Here is a 14,596-nt window from a genome sequence, read left to right as displayed (position 1 = left end):
GCCATGATCCAAGGGACGTATTATAAGGAATGGAGCCGGATGCTGGGCCGCGACATGGAGTTCAAGGTCTACGGCCATGCCGGTACGCCGGTGCTGGCTCTGCCCGCGCGGGGCGGCCGCTTTTACGACTGGGAAAACAACGGGATGCCCGATGCCATTGCCCCGCTGCTGAATGAAGGCAAGGTGCAGCTGTTCTGCGCCGACAGCATCGATGCCGAGAGCCTGCTGGCCGGGGACACGGCTCCCCGCCGCCGGGCCGAGATACAGGAAAAGTATTTCAATTACCTGACAAGCGAGCTGGCTCCCCGCATCCTGACCCTGAACGGTGCCAAAAAGGACACCCTGCTCTGGGCGGTGGGCGTGGACACCGGCGCGTATCAGGCAGTGAACTGCCGCCTGCGCCGCCCCGAGGTGTTCGCGGGTGCCATCGGCCTTTCCGGCCTGTACGATGTGCGCCGTTTCCTGGGCAATGCAGTAGATGACCTGGTCCTGCGCAATGCCCCCCTGGCCTATCTGGCAGAGGACGGCCTTGTGGACACGAAGCTGCTGGCAAAGGCTGAGGAGAATGCCCTTCTCCTCTGTGCCGGTCAGGGCAGCTACGAGGGCGACGCGCTGGTGGACACCCAGGCCATGGCCGATGCATTGACCGACTGCGGCCTGCCCGTGCATCTGGAAGTGTGGGGCAGCGATGTCTCCCACGACTGGTACTGGTGGGGCAAGGAGCTGAATCTCTTTGCCGCCCGTGTGTTCGGCTGATGGAGGTGCAGGATGCCTGAATTCATTCTTGGTGCGCGCGGCCACGATTTTGGCCGCCATGACCCCGAGACCCTCTTTTCCTCCATCGGGCAGGCAGGCTTTGCCTGCACTCAGCTGGCCTTTACCAAGGCGGTGGAAGGCGTAAAGAGCTATGCCGATGTGACTCCTGCGCTGGTGGAACGGGCAAGAGCGGCTGCGGCAGCGTCCGGCGTGGGCATCGCTGTGGACGGCACCTATGTGGAGCTGAGCTATGCCGACGAGGACAAGCGCCGTGCCGAGGTGGCAAAGGTGCTGAGCCAGATCCCCGTTGCCAGCGCACTGGGGGCAGGCTGCATGGGCAGCGAGACCACCAACATGGCCAAACAGCCCGGTGTGACCCGGAAGGAGGCGCAGGAAGCGCTCCTGCGCAGTCTGGGCGAGATCCTGCCCGCCTGCGAGGAGCAGGGAGTGCTCTTTGCCGTGGAGTGCGTCTACTACCATGCCATGAATACCCCCGAGGCGGTGCGGATGGTGCTGGACACCATGGCAAGCCCCAACCTGCGCGTCATCTGCGATTTTGCCAACTATGTGGGCCCGGAGGCCGCGTCTGTGGATGCACAGCGCCGCATCTGGGACAAAGTAGGCAGCTGGTACGGCGACAAGATCACGGCGGTCCATTTCAAGGGCCAGAACTTCCAGCCGGATGGAACGCTCTATTCCACCAGCCTGGAGGATTCCTGTGTGGACTACGCCGGCGGCTTTGAGATGCTGCGTCAGATGCCGCAGGCTTCCCTGCCCGTGCTGCGGGAGGAAGCTGTGCCCGCCCGCGCCGCAAGCGACCTTGCCTTTATGGGCAGATTCGCCTACTAATCGTTTTGGATGCTTCAAAGGCTCTGTTCCCCGTTTGGGGCGCAGGGCCTTTTGTTTTATCTTCTGTGTTCATAGAAAGTTCACAATAATACCCCCCAGCCCTACTTGCAGAAACAGGACCGCCGTGCTATAATGCAGCTATGGAACAAGATACCCCCAAGGGGTAATGAAAGGAGAATAGACATGAGCGATGTGAACAAGATCCCGGAAGGCAGCTGCCCCCACTGCTCCCCCGCCCCGGCAGAAGCACCCTGCTGTGCCCCGGCTGAGGGAAGCACCGGCTGCGGCTGCCGCCACAAGCAGCGCACCGAGGAGGAGTACAAGCACCTCATCACCCGGCTGAACCGCATCGAGGGCCAGATCCGGGGCATCCGGAGCATGGTGGAAAAGGACGTGTACTGCACGGATATTCTGGTGCAGGCCGCTGCCGCCAGAAGCGCCCTGAACGGCTTTACCCGGGAGCTGATCGACCAGCACCTGAGTACCTGCGTGGCTGAGGACCTGAAAAACGGCGGTGAGGAGAAGCTGCAGGAGTTTTTGTGGATCCTGAACAAGCTCGTTTGATTCCATTCACGCAGCGTTTTTTATCGGAGGGAAACAATGGAACAGTATACTGTTACGGGCATGAGCTGCGCGGCCTGCTCTGCCCGGGTGGAAAAGGCCGTAAAAGCTGTGCCCGGCGTGACCAGCTGCTCAGTGAGCCTGCTGACCAACTCCATGGGAGTGGAGGGCACCGCCAGCGCCTCGGCCATCGTCAAGGCAGTGCAGGAGGCGGGCTACGGCGCAAGCCCCAAGGCTGCTGCCGCCGAGACCCCCAGCGCCGAGCTGGATGCACTGGCTGACCACGAAACACCCAGACTGAAGAAACGGCTCATCGCATCACTGGTCTTTCTGGCGGTGCTGATGTATTTTTCGATGGGCCACATGATGTGGGGCTGGCCGCTCCCCCACTGGTTCGACGGCAACCACGTTGCCATGGGTCTGGTCCAGCTGCTGCTGGCGGGCATCGTAATGGTCATCAACCAGAAGTTCTTCATCAGCGGCTTCAAGGGCCTGCTCCACCGCGCTCCCAACATGGATACACTGGTGGCGCTGGGTTCCTCGGCCAGCTTTCTCTGGAGCACCTACGCCCTGTTCGCCATGACCCGCGCTCAGGTGGACGGCAACGACGCGCTCGTCATGCACTACATGATGGAGCTCTACTTTGAATCTGCCGCCATGATCCTGACCCTGATTACCGTGGGCAAGATGCTGGAGGCCCGCTCCAAGGGCAAGACCACCGACGCGCTCAAGAGCCTGATGAAGCTGGCCCCCCAGACCGCCACCCTGCTGCGGGAGGGGGCCGAAGTGACTGTGCCCATTGCACAGGTGAAAAAGGGCGACCTCTTTGTAGTGCGCCCCGGTGAGAACATCCCGGTGGACGGCCTTGTGCTGGAAGGTTCCAGCGCCGTGAATGAGAGCGCCCTGACCGGCGAGAGCATCCCGGTGGACAAGACTGCGGGAGACAAGGTCAGCGCCGCCACCACCAACCAGTCCGGTTTCCTGAAGTGCGAAGCCACCCGTGTGGGCGAGGATACCACGCTGGCCCAGATCATCCGGATGGTCAGCGATGCCGCCGCCACCAAGGCCCCCATTGCCAAGATCGCCGATACCGTTTCCGGCTTCTTCGTGCCTGCAGTCATCTCCATTTCGGTGCTGACCACCCTTGTCTGGCTGCTGCTGGGCCGGGAATTCGGCTATGCGCTGGCCCGGGGCATCTCGGTGCTGGTCATCAGCTGCCCCTGCGCGCTGGGTCTGGCAACGCCTGTGGCCATCATGGTGGGCAACGGTCTGGGGGCCAGGAACGGCATCCTGTTCAAAACTGCCGCCTCGCTGGAAGCTGCAGGCCGTACCCAGATCGTGGCGCTGGACAAGACCGGCACCATCACCAGCGGCGAGCCCCGGGTCACTGACATCCTGCCCGCGGAGGGCGTTTCCGAGAGCGAGTTGCTGACGCTGGCGGCCTCGCTGGAGCAGAAGAGTGAGCACCCGCTGGCCAAGGCGGTGCTGGCCTATGCCGAGACTGAGACCATCGCCTGCCCCGATGTGACCGATTTTGCCGCCCTGCCCGGCAATGGCCTTTCCGCACGGCTGGACGGCATGGAGATCTACGGCGGCAATGCGGAGTTCATCGCCACCAAGGCATCCGTACCCGCCGAACTCCAGGCCGAAGCCGCCCGGCTGGCCGCTGAGGGCAAAACGCCCCTCTTCTTTGGCGGTGCAGGCCGCCTGATGGGCGTGATCGCTGTGGCGGACACCCTCAAGGAGGACAGCCCTCGTGCCATCCGGGAGCTGCAGAACATGGGCATCCGAGTGGTCATGCTGACCGGCGACAACCAGCGCACCGCCGATGCCATTGGCCGACAGGCGGGCGTGGACGAGGTCATTGCAGGCGTTCTGCCCGACGGCAAGGAGGCCGTGATCCGCAGGCTGCAGGAGAGCGGCAAGGTGGCCATGGTGGGCGACGGCATCAACGATGCCCCCGCTCTGACCCGCGCGGACACCGGCATCGCCATCGGTGCCGGTACCGATGTTGCCATTGACGCGGCCGATGTGGTCCTGATGAACTCCCGGCTCTCCGATGTGCCCGCCGCCATCCGGCTGAGCCGCGCCACCCTGCGCAACATCCACGAAAACCTGTTCTGGGCGTTCATCTACAACATCATCGGCATCCCGCTGGCTGCCGGTGTGTTCATCCCCTTCGGCCTGACCCTGAACCCCATGTTCGGGGCTGCGGCCATGAGCCTTTCCAGCTTCTGTGTCGTGAGCAATGCCCTGCGGCTGAACCTGTTCGACCTGCACAGCACCAAACACGACCGCAAACCCAAGTCTGCCGCCCTGCCCGCTGCCCCCGTGCAGTCTGCAGCGGCTGAAAATACTGCCGAACCCGTTTCGGCTCCCGTTGTCAAGGAGGACAATGCCATGAAAAAGACCCTGCATGTTGAAGGTATGATGTGCGGCCACTGCGAAGCCCGCGTGAAAAAGGCGCTGGAAGCCCTGCCCGCCGTGGACGAGGCCGTGGTCAGCCACGAGGCCGGTACCGCCATCGTCACCCTGAACGCCGAAGTTTCCGACGCAGACCTGAAGAAGGCTGTTGAGGATCAGGATTACAAGGTGACCGGCATCGAATAACGGATGCGCAAAAAGCAGCGCCCTGTTTCCCATTGCGGGAGACAGGGCGCTGCTGCTTTTTCTGGATTCTTTGGGGATTGGGATCACACCCAGCTGAGGATGCTTTTGTGTTCAGACTCGTACCGCTTCAGCGCAATGGCCTGCTGGTAAGCATCCAGCACCTGCTGAGCGAAATGCTCTGCCGAGTAGCGGGCGGCGGTGGCCAGAGCGTTCTGGTGCAGCTGCCCGCACAGGGCGGGGTCTGAGATGATGGTGTTCAGTGCCGATGCAAACTCGGCTTCGTCCTTCCACTGCCAGCCGTTGAAGCCGTTTTCCACCACGCCATCCAGGCAGGGGTCCGCACGGCAGAGCACAGGCAGACCGCAGGCCATGCCCTCGAAGTAGGTCAGGCCCTGGGTCTCGCTTTGGGAGGCGCTGACGAAGATATCGCCCACGCGGTACCACCGGGGCACCTCATCGGGCTTGACCATGCCCACAAAGCGGACACGGTCGGTCAGCTTCAGCTCCTTTGTCAGTGCTTCCAGGTCAGGCCGGGCGGGGCCGTCGCCCACAAACACCAGCCACGGGCGGTTCTCCTCCGGCTGCGCGGCCAGCAGACGCACCAGCTGGGCGTGGTTCTTCTCGGCAGCCAGACGGCCCAGCGAGAGGAGGACGGTATCCCCTTCCGGGATGCCCAGCTCTGCCCGCATCCGGGCCTTTTCCTCGCCGTTGTCCTGCGCCGGGCCAAAGGCGGTCAGGTCAATGCCGGTGGGCACTGTGACCACCGGGCAGCTGACCCCATAGCGGTTGAGCATGGCGCGCACCTTTTCGGTGGGGGCCAGCATGAGGGAGCAATATCCCGAGAGGATGCGGGTGGCCTTTTCGGCGGTCATCCGGCCCAGACGCTCACTGAAGAAAAGGTACTGGGTATAATCCTCGTAGACAGTATGGTAGGTATGTACCACCGGGCAGTGGCACCGGCGGGCCACCCGCTGTGCCAGCATAAAGGTAGAAAACTCGCTTTGCGTATGGATGACCTCCGGGCCCCAGGCTTCCAGCTCGTCCAGCCAGTGGGAGATGGGCAGCGCGCCCGCCGCACTGATCCGCACGCCCGGGTAGACCCGCTCCGCGCTGATGCTGCCCACATACAGGATGCCGTTTTCCTCATGGGAATGGCCATTCTGGGCAAGGGTCACCACCCGCACGTCATGGCCCAGTGCCAGCAGCTGGTGGTACAGCAGCTCCACCGAGCGCACCACACCGTTGACCATTGGGGACCATGTATCTGATGCAAGAAGAATTTTCATTGGAACACCTCAGATTACCGCATAGAATAGGGGTTATGTTCTCTGTTCTATCCTTAATACGTTTCAGAGCCGCAGAATCTTGCAAATCCGCCCTGATTTTTCAAAATTTTTCCGGTTTCACCACCGAGACCGTCTCCACGCCGTAGGCTGCGAAAAGCTCCAGCGCCGCCGGGCCGATCACCTCGCCGCTGACCACGATGGGAATGGCGGGCGGGCAGGACACAGTGGGCAGAGCGCAGACCCTGCCCAGCGCAGACCCTGCCGGGATGGTCTCCTGCGGGGCAAACACAGCCTGCCGCACGGTCAGGCGGGGCTCCGCCTGCCGGGCCAGCGCACAAAACGCCTCCCGGTGCTCGGCAGGGGGTTCTGCCGGGGGGATGCCCCGCGCACAGAGTTCTGCCAGAGCCGCCTCCAGCCGGGCCATGTCCTCCGCCGGGTTCTCTGGGGTGAACATCAGCACAAGGTAACGGGGGTCGGCATATTCGCACTCCATTCCGTTTTGCCGCAGATGGTCGGCCAGTGCCTGCCCGGTCAGGCCCAGCGCCGCTGCGTCCAGCGTCAGCTTCATGGGTTCCCGGGCGGGACCGTCCAGTGCCAGCGGCAGGGCCGTGCCCTGTGCGGCAGCCAGCGCATTCAGGCGGGCACGCAGAGCGGCCAGCCGGTCACAGCACTCCTGCAGGCGTGCCGGGTAATCGGTGGAAAGCAGCCGGTTGCAGGCATCGAGAGACTGCAGGATCAGATAAGACGGGCTGGTGGAGCCGAACAGCGCCAGCGCGCTGCGCACGGTACTTTCCTCCTGCACGGGGGCCTTGGGGCCCAGATGCAGGTAGGCTCCCCCGGTGAGCACCGGCAGGGTCTTGTGGCCGGAGTCACAGCAGGCCGCCGCGCCCAGGTCGATGGGGTGGCGGCTCCCGCCGGGCAAAAAGCGCAGGTAGGCCCCGTGGGCGTTATCCACCAGCAGGGGCACGCCCTGGGCATCGCAGACGGCAGAGAGGGCCGCGATGTCCTGCATCCCGCCCAGATAATCCGGGCTGGTCAGGTAAACGCCAAAGGGTGTCCTCCCCTGCCCGGCCAGCTCCTCAAGGGCGGCGGAAAGGGCCTGCACCGTTACCGGGCAGCTGCACAGCGCGCCGGTATCCTCCGGCGCGGGCCAGAGCCACCGGATGTCGAAGTCCAGCAGAGCCGCTGCATAGAGCAGGGCTTTGTGGGCATTGCGGGCCGCCAGCAGCACCGGGCGCTTGCCGGTGCAGGGCGCACCCTGCATAGCAAGGCAGAGCATGGCCCGAATGCACTGGGAAGAACCCTCGGTGCTGTAATAGGTGTGGGCCGTGCCGAACAGCCGGGTGGCGTTGGCCTCGCTCTGCGCGATAATGCCCTCGGCCTCGTAGAGCTCATCGGCCCCCCGGATCTCGGTGATATCCCACGGCTCACAGCCCAGCAGGCTTTGCCCCTTATGCCCCGGCATGTGGAGCCGGGCAGTGCCGGACTGGGCGTACTGCCGCACAAAATCGACGATGGGGGTGGTCATTTATTCGCAGGCCTCGCCGTCGGCGCAGGCATTGCAGGTGGAGCCCAGCTGGATGGGCACTTCGATGCCCTGCGCGGCCAGCTCCTGATTCTGTGCCACCTGGATCATAATGGCGCACTCCATCCGCTTGCGGAACAGCTCACAGCCGTACTCGTACACGCCGGTGATGCTGCCGGTTGCGTGATAGGAGTTGGCTGCACAGCCGCCGGAGCAGTAGAGCTTTGCCCAGCAGTCCTGGCACTCCTTGCGGGCGTAGGCGTTGCAGTGCTTGAACTCGTCCCGGACTGCCGTGTTGGTGACACCCTTCCAGATATCGCCCATCAGGTACTTGGGATCGCCCACGAACTGGTGGCAGGGGTACAGATCGCCCCAGGGGGTCACAGCCATGTACTCGGTGCCGGAGCCGCAGCCCGAAATGCGCTTGTAGATGCAGGGGCCGCCGGTCAGGTCGATCATGTAGTGGTAGAAGGTGAAGCCGCGGCCCTCACGGTTCCGCTTGATCATCTCCTTGGCCAGGATCTCATACTGCTCCTTCAGGATGGGCAGATCTGCCTCGGTCAGAGCGCTGGGGTCACTGGGGTCGCAGACCACGGGCTCCATGCTCAGCTCGGTAAAGCCCAGATCTGCCATGTGGAAGATATCGTTGGTGAAGTCGGTGTTGTAGTGGGTAAAGGTGCCGCGCATGTAATAGCCCTTATCGCCGCGCTTCTTTACAAACTCCTGGAACTTGGGCACAATGGCATCGTAGCTGCCATGGCCGGCGTAGTCCTTGCGGAAGCGGTCGTGGACTTCCTTGCGGCCGTCCAGGCTCAGGACCACGTTGTGGCATTCCTTGTTGCAGAAGTCGATGACATCATCGTCAATGAGCATGCCGTTGGTGGTCATGGTGAAGCGGAAGTTCTTATTGTGGATCTTCTCCTGCTCACGGCAGTAGGCCACCAGCTTCTTGACCATATCAAAGTTCATCAGAGGCTCGCCGCCGAAGAAGTCCACCTCGAGGTTGCGGCGGCTGCCGGAATTCTCAATGAGGAAATCCATTGCACGCTTGCCCACCTCAAAGCTCATCAGGGCACGCTCGCCCTGATAGCGGCCCTGCGAGGCAAAGCAGTAGGAGCAGTTCAGGTTGCAGGTGTGGGCCACATGCAGGCAGAGGGCCTTGACCACGGTGTTGCGGTTCTTGAAATCGAACGCGAGGTTCTCATAGGTATCGGGGCTCCACAGCTTGCCGGATTCCTTCAGGCTTGCCACATCATCGATGCACTGGCGCAGGTCGGCCTCGGTCACGTCCTCACGGTCGCCGTACTTTGCCATCATGGCGGCAACGATCTCGTCGGCGGTGTGGTCGGGGTACATGGCAATGACATCATACGCCACCTCATCCACCACATGCACCGAGCCGCTGCAGGTATCCAGCACGATGTTATAGCCGTTCAATTGATACTGATGTACCATTTTATTCTCCATTCCATTGTTACATAAAAAAATGCCGCCCGGCAAAGGCGGCATCCGATTTGCAGAAATTACTTGTTGCTGTTCTCGCACTTCTGGTTAGCCACGCCGCAGGAAGTCTTGCAGGCAGACTGGCAGGAAGTCTGGCACTCGCCGCAGCCACCGGTCACAACGCTCTTGGTCAGGTCACGAGTAGCGATCGTCTTAATACGTTCCATAATGAAAAACCTCTCTAGCTCCAAATAGTTGATACGCAGAACCACCTGCGCATTGTTATCTTGATATAGGATAGCACGGTTCAGGGATTCTGTCAAGATTTTTGTCGCATCTTCTGTGGGCAGTATTTTGTAAGCTGTACAAAGACGAAGCCTTACCCCACCGGCTGATACTTTTCCAATATTGTATGCAGCCCCAGCTCCCGGGCTTTTCCCAATAAGTACCGGTAGCGGGCCAGAAGGGCCTGCCGCTCATAGATGTGCTGTTCGATGAGGTCGGTGTCCACCTCAAGGTCGAACATCATCTCGTTCCGGTGCAGGCAGAACAGGCACTCTTTCAGTTCCTCCTCCAGCTCCGGGTGGTAGCGCTCGTGTTCGGTGTCCCGCGGGATGCGGGGCGAAAGCAGGGTCTTTTCCTTTTGCGTGGTCTGGGTCATAGCAGTTCCTCCTCTTTGTGCGTCTTTGCTTCTTCTGATTTCCAGTATATGCAAAGAGCATGAGAAGGATGACGGAATCAAGCAGCCCGCAAGAACTCCTGCGAAAGTGCGTCTTTTTTTCGATTTCTGCAAAAAATTTCAAAAAAGCGCTTGACAAAGCGGCGCTTTTTCCGTATAATAGCACACGTTGAGCGGTTCACCCCGCAAGACAGACCCAAGCTGATGGGGATTTGCATAGTGGTAGTGCGGTAGACTCTGACTCTACTTGTGGGAGTTCGATTCTCTCATCCCCAACCAAAAGACATCCGAACTGTTCGGATGTCTTTTTTGTTCTTTGTTCATAGAGAAAGCAAAAGAGCGATACAGCAAACGCTGTATCGCTCTTTTTTCGTTAACGGTAATCAGTAATTCAGACCGAAGCCGCTGCGGTAGTAATTGCCGTCGGCATCGCAGTAGGCGTAGCTGCCGCCCTTGACGTTGGCGAGGATGGCGGGATCAATGTACTGATCCTTATCGTAGCCGGGCACGTCATTGGGAGAGGCGCAGATCTCGCGCACCACACCGTCGATCTCCTGCTCGGTGATGGCAATGACGGCGGGGTCAGAGACCATGGTCAGGCTCAGCTTGCCGGTGGGGGCAAAGTCGCCGCTGATGACATCGACCTGAGCGTTCAGGGCGTTGTTCAGGGCAACGGCGCTGACGGTGTACTGGATGGTCAGTGCGTCGCAGTAGGGCTCCAGCTTGTCCAGCAGCCAGGGGTTGCAGACCACGCAGGTGCCAACCACCTTGCCGCCGCGGGCATGGATGGCATCGGCCAGTTCCTTGATCTTTTCCACGTCCTTCAGGGTGACAACGGTGACCTTGTTGCCGGTCTTTTTCTGGCTCTTGTTGCGCTCGCGCTCGTCAGTGACGATCTCGCCCATCTCGATGACGGGCATTGCGTACTGGTTGAACACCAGACCGTTGCTGATGGGCCAGACGTGCAGGTAGAGCACATCGGCTTCCTCCGGGGTGGCCACCACGGTGTAGCCCTTCTTCTCAAAGGCTTCCGTCAGGGTCTTGCGCAGAGCGGCATCCTCGTCCGTGTTGCCCAGACCGGCACCCATAGCCTGTGCCATCTGTGCAAAGCCGGAGTCCACACCCTTGAAGGTGACGATGCAGACCTTCTGGCTCTTGGCCAGAGGCAGGAGCTTCTCGTGGTTCTTGACCAGAACAACGGCCTTCTGGTTGGCCTCGTAAGCCTTCTTCTTGGCACCGTCGAAGTTATCCACGCGGGCCTGATCGGCCTTGTCGGGGTCGAGGTAGGGGTTATCCACCCGCTTGGTGCGGAACAGGCTCAGCAGACGGTTGTAGCTGGCGCGGTCCAGATCTGCCTTGGGCAGCAGACCGTCCTCCACAGCCTTGACGATGTTCTCGGGGTCGGTGTTGCCGCCGATGACATCGGTACCGGCAGAGATGGCCTTGGCGTAGCGCTCGGGCTCGGTGAGGTTCTCCACGCCGTAGATCTGAACGGTGGTGATGCCGGAGTCAGAGTTGACATAACCGTCAAAGCCCATCTTGTTCCGGGCCAGATCGGTGATCAGCTCCTTGCTGTAAGCGCTGGGAACTTCCTCGGTGCTGGTCACCTCACCCCGGTAGGTCTGGGGCACAGCACGGCCATCGGTGGCAATACGGGAGTAGTCCGGCATGATGGAAGAGACCTTGTGGTCAAAGGCGCGCTGGAACGGGGGCAGATGATACTTTTCCATAGAACCGGGGGTGCGGTAGATGCGCCACTGGCCGATGGGCACATGGGGCTCAAAGCCATTCTCAGAGGGGGCATCGCCGGGGAAGTGCTTGATGGTCAGAACAACAGAACCCTCGTTCAGGCCATTGTCGCCATCCTGATAGCCCTTGACCAGAGCCTCGGCAATATCGCTGGTGACATCGGGACGCTCGCCGTAAGTACCGGAGGTACGGGGCCAGCGGGGGTCAGAGGTCACATCGACCTGAGGGCCGTACATGATGTTCAGGCCCTCGGCCTTCATCATCTTGCGGTCGGTCTGGGCCATCTCATAGACCATGTCGGTGTTGCCGTCGCCAATGACAGCCGCGCCGATGCCCAGAGAGTCCGGGTAACCGATGTTGATGGGGTTGGTGTGGAGAGAGTACGGAATGGCCACGCCGCCCTTGCAGGCCTCGTATTCCAGCATCTGGGTGCCGGCGTTGTGGTACAGGGCCACCATGCCGGCCTCGCAGCGCATGTCACCGCGGTAAACACCGGCAGCGATGTGCTTTTCCAGAACGTGGCTGTCATCAATGCTGACGGTCATGCCGGGCAGAGGGCCGGGCATGGGCTTTTCACCGGGGTTGTGGTGCTTGTAGATCTTGCCCAGCTCCAGCTTGCCTTCGGCGTTGGTGGCCTCGGCACGGGTGGGCACCACAGGGCTGTTGAACAGGGTGTTCAGCACAAGGCCTGCCTGCTGATCCAGCCGCAGATGCTTGACCATATCCTCAGCGCGCTGCTCAGGGCTCAGCCGCCAATCCTTGTAGGGGGCCAGCTCGCCGCTGTTGTCCAGATCCTTAAAGTACAGGCCATCCTTGACGATCACGCCGCAGGTGGTCACACCGATGTCGGGGCCGTTGACGTTGTGGAAGATGACCGGCTCAAGATACTGGTCAATGATCTGCTCGCCCTCTTCCAGAGCGTAGGGTGCAGGGATCACGCCGTCTTTGGCATCTGCCCACTGGTCGGCGCTGGTATACCGTGTCTGCATAATATTTCTCCTTTGTTTCTGTGCCTGCAACAGCACAGCTGATATATTACTTGCCTGTTTATTATACTTCCAGCGCAGATCGTTCGCAAGCAAACAAATAAAAAAGTCACAAACTTTGGCGTAGTATACAAGGATGCTCTGCCGGATTTATGCAACTTTCCCCTATCCTGATCCACAAACCGGGTTCGTTTCCTGCTGACAATGCTGCTTAAAAATAACCCTCTCCGTCAAAGCCTGCGGCGTTGACGGAGAGGGTCGTATCCTTAATTTACCAGATCATCTGGATGCGGCCTGCGCCGTACGGATCCTCGTAGTTGAGCAGGTAGCCGGGGTAATCGGCCAGCGGGCTGTTGGCGCTTGCCAGATGCGGCAGACCGTTGGCATCCACGCCGCCGAACATGGCTGCGTAGCTGGACATGACAAGGTAGTCCTCAGAGACATAGTCTTTGATGAGGGTCGCGCCATCGAACATGGCAAAGCCATCGCCCAGATTGCGCAGGGTGTAGTTCATGCCGGCCAGAGCGTAGGTGGCGTTCGGGTCAAGGGGCTGATAAGTACCGGTGGTCTTGTCGTAGATTTCCACATTGCTGACACGCGGGGTGGCGGCGCTGCCGGTCCAGACATTCTTGTCGTTGGTCTGAACGGTGTTGGGGATCATGGGGTGGATCGTGTACCTGGCACCTGCCACCTGCAGGAAGCCGCCGTTCTCCTTGCCCTCAGCACCGGCAAAGCGGGCACCAAACTCCAGAGCGTCCTGGATCTGCTGGCCAGTCACGGACATCAGGCAGGCCACGTTGCCAAAGGGGCTGACGGTCTTGCAGGTCTTGAAGCTCCAGGGGCCAGCCTCCACATCGGTGCGGATGCCGCCGCCGTTCATAATGGCGACATCACAGTGGAGCTCCTCGATCTCGTTGAAGTAGGTGTAGATACCGTCGGCCACGAAGTCGCCGAGGTTGGTCTCGCCGGAGCGGATGCGGCGCTTGCCGGTGGCGGGATCGTTGATGTAGAATTTGGTATCGCCCACTGCAATCTCCTCGCCCAGCATATCGTCCACTGCGCTGATCCAGTTGGAGGCGGTGGCGGCCACGGCAGCATCCAGACCCTCGTAGGTGTCGATGAGCTCAGTGGTGATGGTGCCGTCCGCGCCCACAGTCATCTTGCCAATGTTCTTGAAGTAAGAACCGGTCTGGGTCAGGGTGACTGCCTTGCCGGAAGCATCGGTGACCTGCTTGTTGGCCATCACGGTGTGGGAGTGGCCGTCGATGAAGGCGGTGAAGCCGTGGGTGTGTGCAATGACTTCCTCACTGGTCCAGGGAGAGGAGGAGGGGTCAACGCCCAGATGGCCCAGACCGATGATGGTGTCAGCGCCCCAGAACTCAGCCTTGTCGATGGCTTTCTGAACGGCATCGTAGAGCTTCTGGCCGTCCTCGCCGCCCAGAATGTCGTAGATGTACTTGGTCTGTGCATCATTCATAAAGTAGGCCGGGGTGGACTTGGTGAAGGTCTCGGGGGTGGTCACGCCCACAAAGGCGATCTTGCGGCCGCCCACAAAGAAGAACTTGACGCTGGGCAGGACGTTGAAGCCAGTGCGCAGATCGACCCAGTTGCAGGAGACATAGGGGAAGTCGGCTTCCCGGAGCACAGCCTTGGCGCGGGCCATGCCGTAGTCGAACTCGTGGTTGCCGGGGGTGGCCAGATCGTAACCGGCCTCGTTCATCAGCTCGATGATGGTAGCGCCGTCATCCATGGAACCGTAAGCGGTGCCCTGGATATGGTCACCTGCATCCACCAGCAGCACATCCCGGCCGGTGTCCTCGATGCTCTTTTTCAGGGCAGCAATGGCGGCATAGGTGGGCTTGGGGGACTTGTTGTCGATATAGGTGTGGACATCGTTGGTGTAGAGGATGGTCACATCCGCTTTGTCACCAAAGAAGCAATTGGTCTCCTCCGCAAAGGCGGCGGGTGCACCGACAGAAACTGCGGTCAGTGCCGTGGCAGCACCGGCAGCCTTGATAAAGCTGCGGCGGGTAATGAACTGTTTCACAGGGAAAGACCTCCTTTGATTCAATACGCTCTTTCAGCCCTCTCCTTCCATGCTGTGCAGCGTTGTTTTCCCTTTTGGGGAACTGGCGGGCTTCAGCAAGGCCGA

General features: G+C 60.8%; 11 protein-coding genes and 1 tRNA gene. 5 read left to right on the top strand and 7 right to left on the bottom strand.

What is annotated here, in order from left to right; all coding sequences use genetic code 11:
- Positions 1-3 precede the first annotated feature (3 nt).
- The 4 genes from J3353_RS08910 (at position 4) to J3353_RS08895 (ending at position 4,776) form a co-directional block, all read left to right on the top strand.
- Positions 4-756 carry an esterase family protein gene (locus J3353_RS08910; RefSeq protein ID WP_207684686.1) on the top strand — a complete coding sequence of 251 codons (753 nt, stop codon included), beginning with the start codon at positions 4-6 and terminating at the stop codon, positions 754-756.
- Between the two features lie 12 nt (positions 757-768).
- The gene (locus J3353_RS08905) at positions 769-1,605 is read left to right on the top strand and encodes a sugar phosphate isomerase/epimerase (protein WP_156061311.1); all 837 of its coding nucleotides are present in this window, start codon (positions 769-771) and stop codon (positions 1,603-1,605) included.
- Between the two features lie 183 nt (positions 1,606-1,788).
- Positions 1,789-2,169 carry a metal-sensing transcriptional repressor gene (locus tag J3353_RS08900; RefSeq protein WP_097770768.1) on the top strand — a complete coding sequence of 127 codons (381 nt, stop codon included), beginning with the start codon at positions 1,789-1,791 and terminating at the stop codon, positions 2,167-2,169.
- 36 nt (positions 2,170-2,205) lie between these two features.
- Positions 2,206-4,776 carry a heavy metal translocating P-type ATPase gene (locus J3353_RS08895; protein ID WP_207684684.1) on the top strand — a complete coding sequence of 857 codons (2,571 nt, stop codon included), beginning with the start codon at positions 2,206-2,208 and terminating at the stop codon, positions 4,774-4,776.
- 83 nt (positions 4,777-4,859) lie between these two features.
- Here J3353_RS08895 and J3353_RS08890 read toward each other — a convergent pair whose 3' ends face one another.
- The 5 genes from J3353_RS08890 to J3353_RS08870 all read right to left on the bottom strand — a co-directional run bounded on the left by J3353_RS08890 (position 4,860) and on the right by J3353_RS08870 (position 9,691).
- A complete protein-coding gene (locus J3353_RS08890) occupies positions 4,860-6,062 on the bottom strand; it encodes a glycosyltransferase family 4 protein (protein ID WP_207684683.1) in 1,203 nt (400 codons plus the stop codon).
- Positions 6,063-6,162: 100 nt separating this feature from the next.
- The gene (locus J3353_RS08885; RefSeq protein ID WP_207684682.1) at positions 6,163-7,590 is read right to left on the bottom strand and encodes an amino acid decarboxylase; all 1,428 of its coding nucleotides are present in this window, start codon (positions 7,588-7,590) and stop codon (positions 6,163-6,165) included.
- Positions 7,591-9,042 (bottom strand): thioether cross-link-forming SCIFF peptide maturase, encoded by a 1,452-nt coding sequence (gene scfB / locus J3353_RS08880; RefSeq protein ID WP_197036594.1) that lies wholly within the window; start codon positions 9,040-9,042, stop codon positions 7,591-7,593. It lies immediately after the preceding gene.
- Positions 9,043-9,110: 68 nt separating this feature from the next.
- The gene (gene scfA / locus J3353_RS08875) at positions 9,111-9,257 is read right to left on the bottom strand and encodes a six-cysteine ranthipeptide SCIFF (protein ID WP_015563834.1); all 147 of its coding nucleotides are present in this window, start codon (positions 9,255-9,257) and stop codon (positions 9,111-9,113) included.
- A gap of 152 nt (positions 9,258-9,409) precedes the next feature.
- Positions 9,410-9,691: a DUF2508 family protein gene (locus J3353_RS08870; protein WP_005932624.1), complete on the bottom strand. Its 282-nt coding sequence runs from the start codon at positions 9,689-9,691 to the stop codon at positions 9,410-9,412.
- A gap of 223 nt (positions 9,692-9,914) precedes the next feature.
- Between J3353_RS08870 and J3353_RS08865 the strand changes: the two genes are divergently transcribed.
- A tRNA-Gln gene (locus tag J3353_RS08865) sits at positions 9,915-9,988 on the top strand.
- Between the two features lie 104 nt (positions 9,989-10,092).
- Here the strand turns inward: J3353_RS08865 and J3353_RS08860 are convergent.
- Both J3353_RS08860 and J3353_RS08855 read right to left on the bottom strand, forming a co-directional pair.
- Positions 10,093-12,447: a glycoside hydrolase family 3 protein gene (locus J3353_RS08860; protein ID WP_207684681.1), complete on the bottom strand. Its 2,355-nt coding sequence runs from the start codon at positions 12,445-12,447 to the stop codon at positions 10,093-10,095.
- 268 nt (positions 12,448-12,715) lie between these two features.
- Positions 12,716-14,491, bottom strand: a complete 1,776-nt coding sequence (locus J3353_RS08855; protein ID WP_207684680.1) for a bifunctional UDP-sugar hydrolase/5'-nucleotidase — start codon at positions 14,489-14,491, stop codon at positions 12,716-12,718.
- Between the last annotated feature and the right edge of the window lie 105 nt (positions 14,492-14,596).

Origin of the sequence: Faecalibacterium sp. Marseille-Q4137, from assembly GCF_017377535.1 — a bacterium.
In the GTDB taxonomy this organism is placed as follows: Bacteria; Bacillota; Clostridia; order Oscillospirales; family Ruminococcaceae; genus Faecalibacterium; species Faecalibacterium duncaniae.
Note: the sequence above shows the minus strand (reverse complement) of the source record. Positions and strands in the feature narration are given on the sequence as shown.

Coding starts and splice junctions, on each gene's coding strand:
- J3353_RS08910 (WP_207684686.1), top strand. CDS start 4: ATGATCCAAGGGACGTATTATAAGGAATGGAGCCGGATGCTGGGCCGC.
- J3353_RS08905 (WP_156061311.1), top strand. CDS start 769: ATGCCTGAATTCATTCTTGGTGCGCGCGGCCACGATTTTGGCCGCCAT.
- J3353_RS08900 (WP_097770768.1), top strand. CDS start 1,789: ATGAGCGATGTGAACAAGATCCCGGAAGGCAGCTGCCCCCACTGCTCC.
- J3353_RS08895 (WP_207684684.1), top strand. CDS start 2,206: ATGGAACAGTATACTGTTACGGGCATGAGCTGCGCGGCCTGCTCTGCC.
- J3353_RS08890 (WP_207684683.1), bottom strand. CDS start 6,062: ATGAAAATTCTTCTTGCATCAGATACATGGTCCCCAATGGTCAACGGT.
- J3353_RS08885 (WP_207684682.1), bottom strand. CDS start 7,590: ATGACCACCCCCATCGTCGATTTTGTGCGGCAGTACGCCCAGTCCGGC.
- scfB (WP_197036594.1), bottom strand. CDS start 9,042: ATGGTACATCAGTATCAATTGAACGGCTATAACATCGTGCTGGATACC.
- scfA (WP_015563834.1), bottom strand. CDS start 9,257: ATGGAACGTATTAAGACGATCGCTACTCGTGACCTGACCAAGAGCGTT.
- J3353_RS08870 (WP_005932624.1), bottom strand. CDS start 9,691: ATGACCCAGACCACGCAAAAGGAAAAGACCCTGCTTTCGCCCCGCATC.
- J3353_RS08860 (WP_207684681.1), bottom strand. CDS start 12,447: ATGCAGACACGGTATACCAGCGCCGACCAGTGGGCAGATGCCAAAGAC.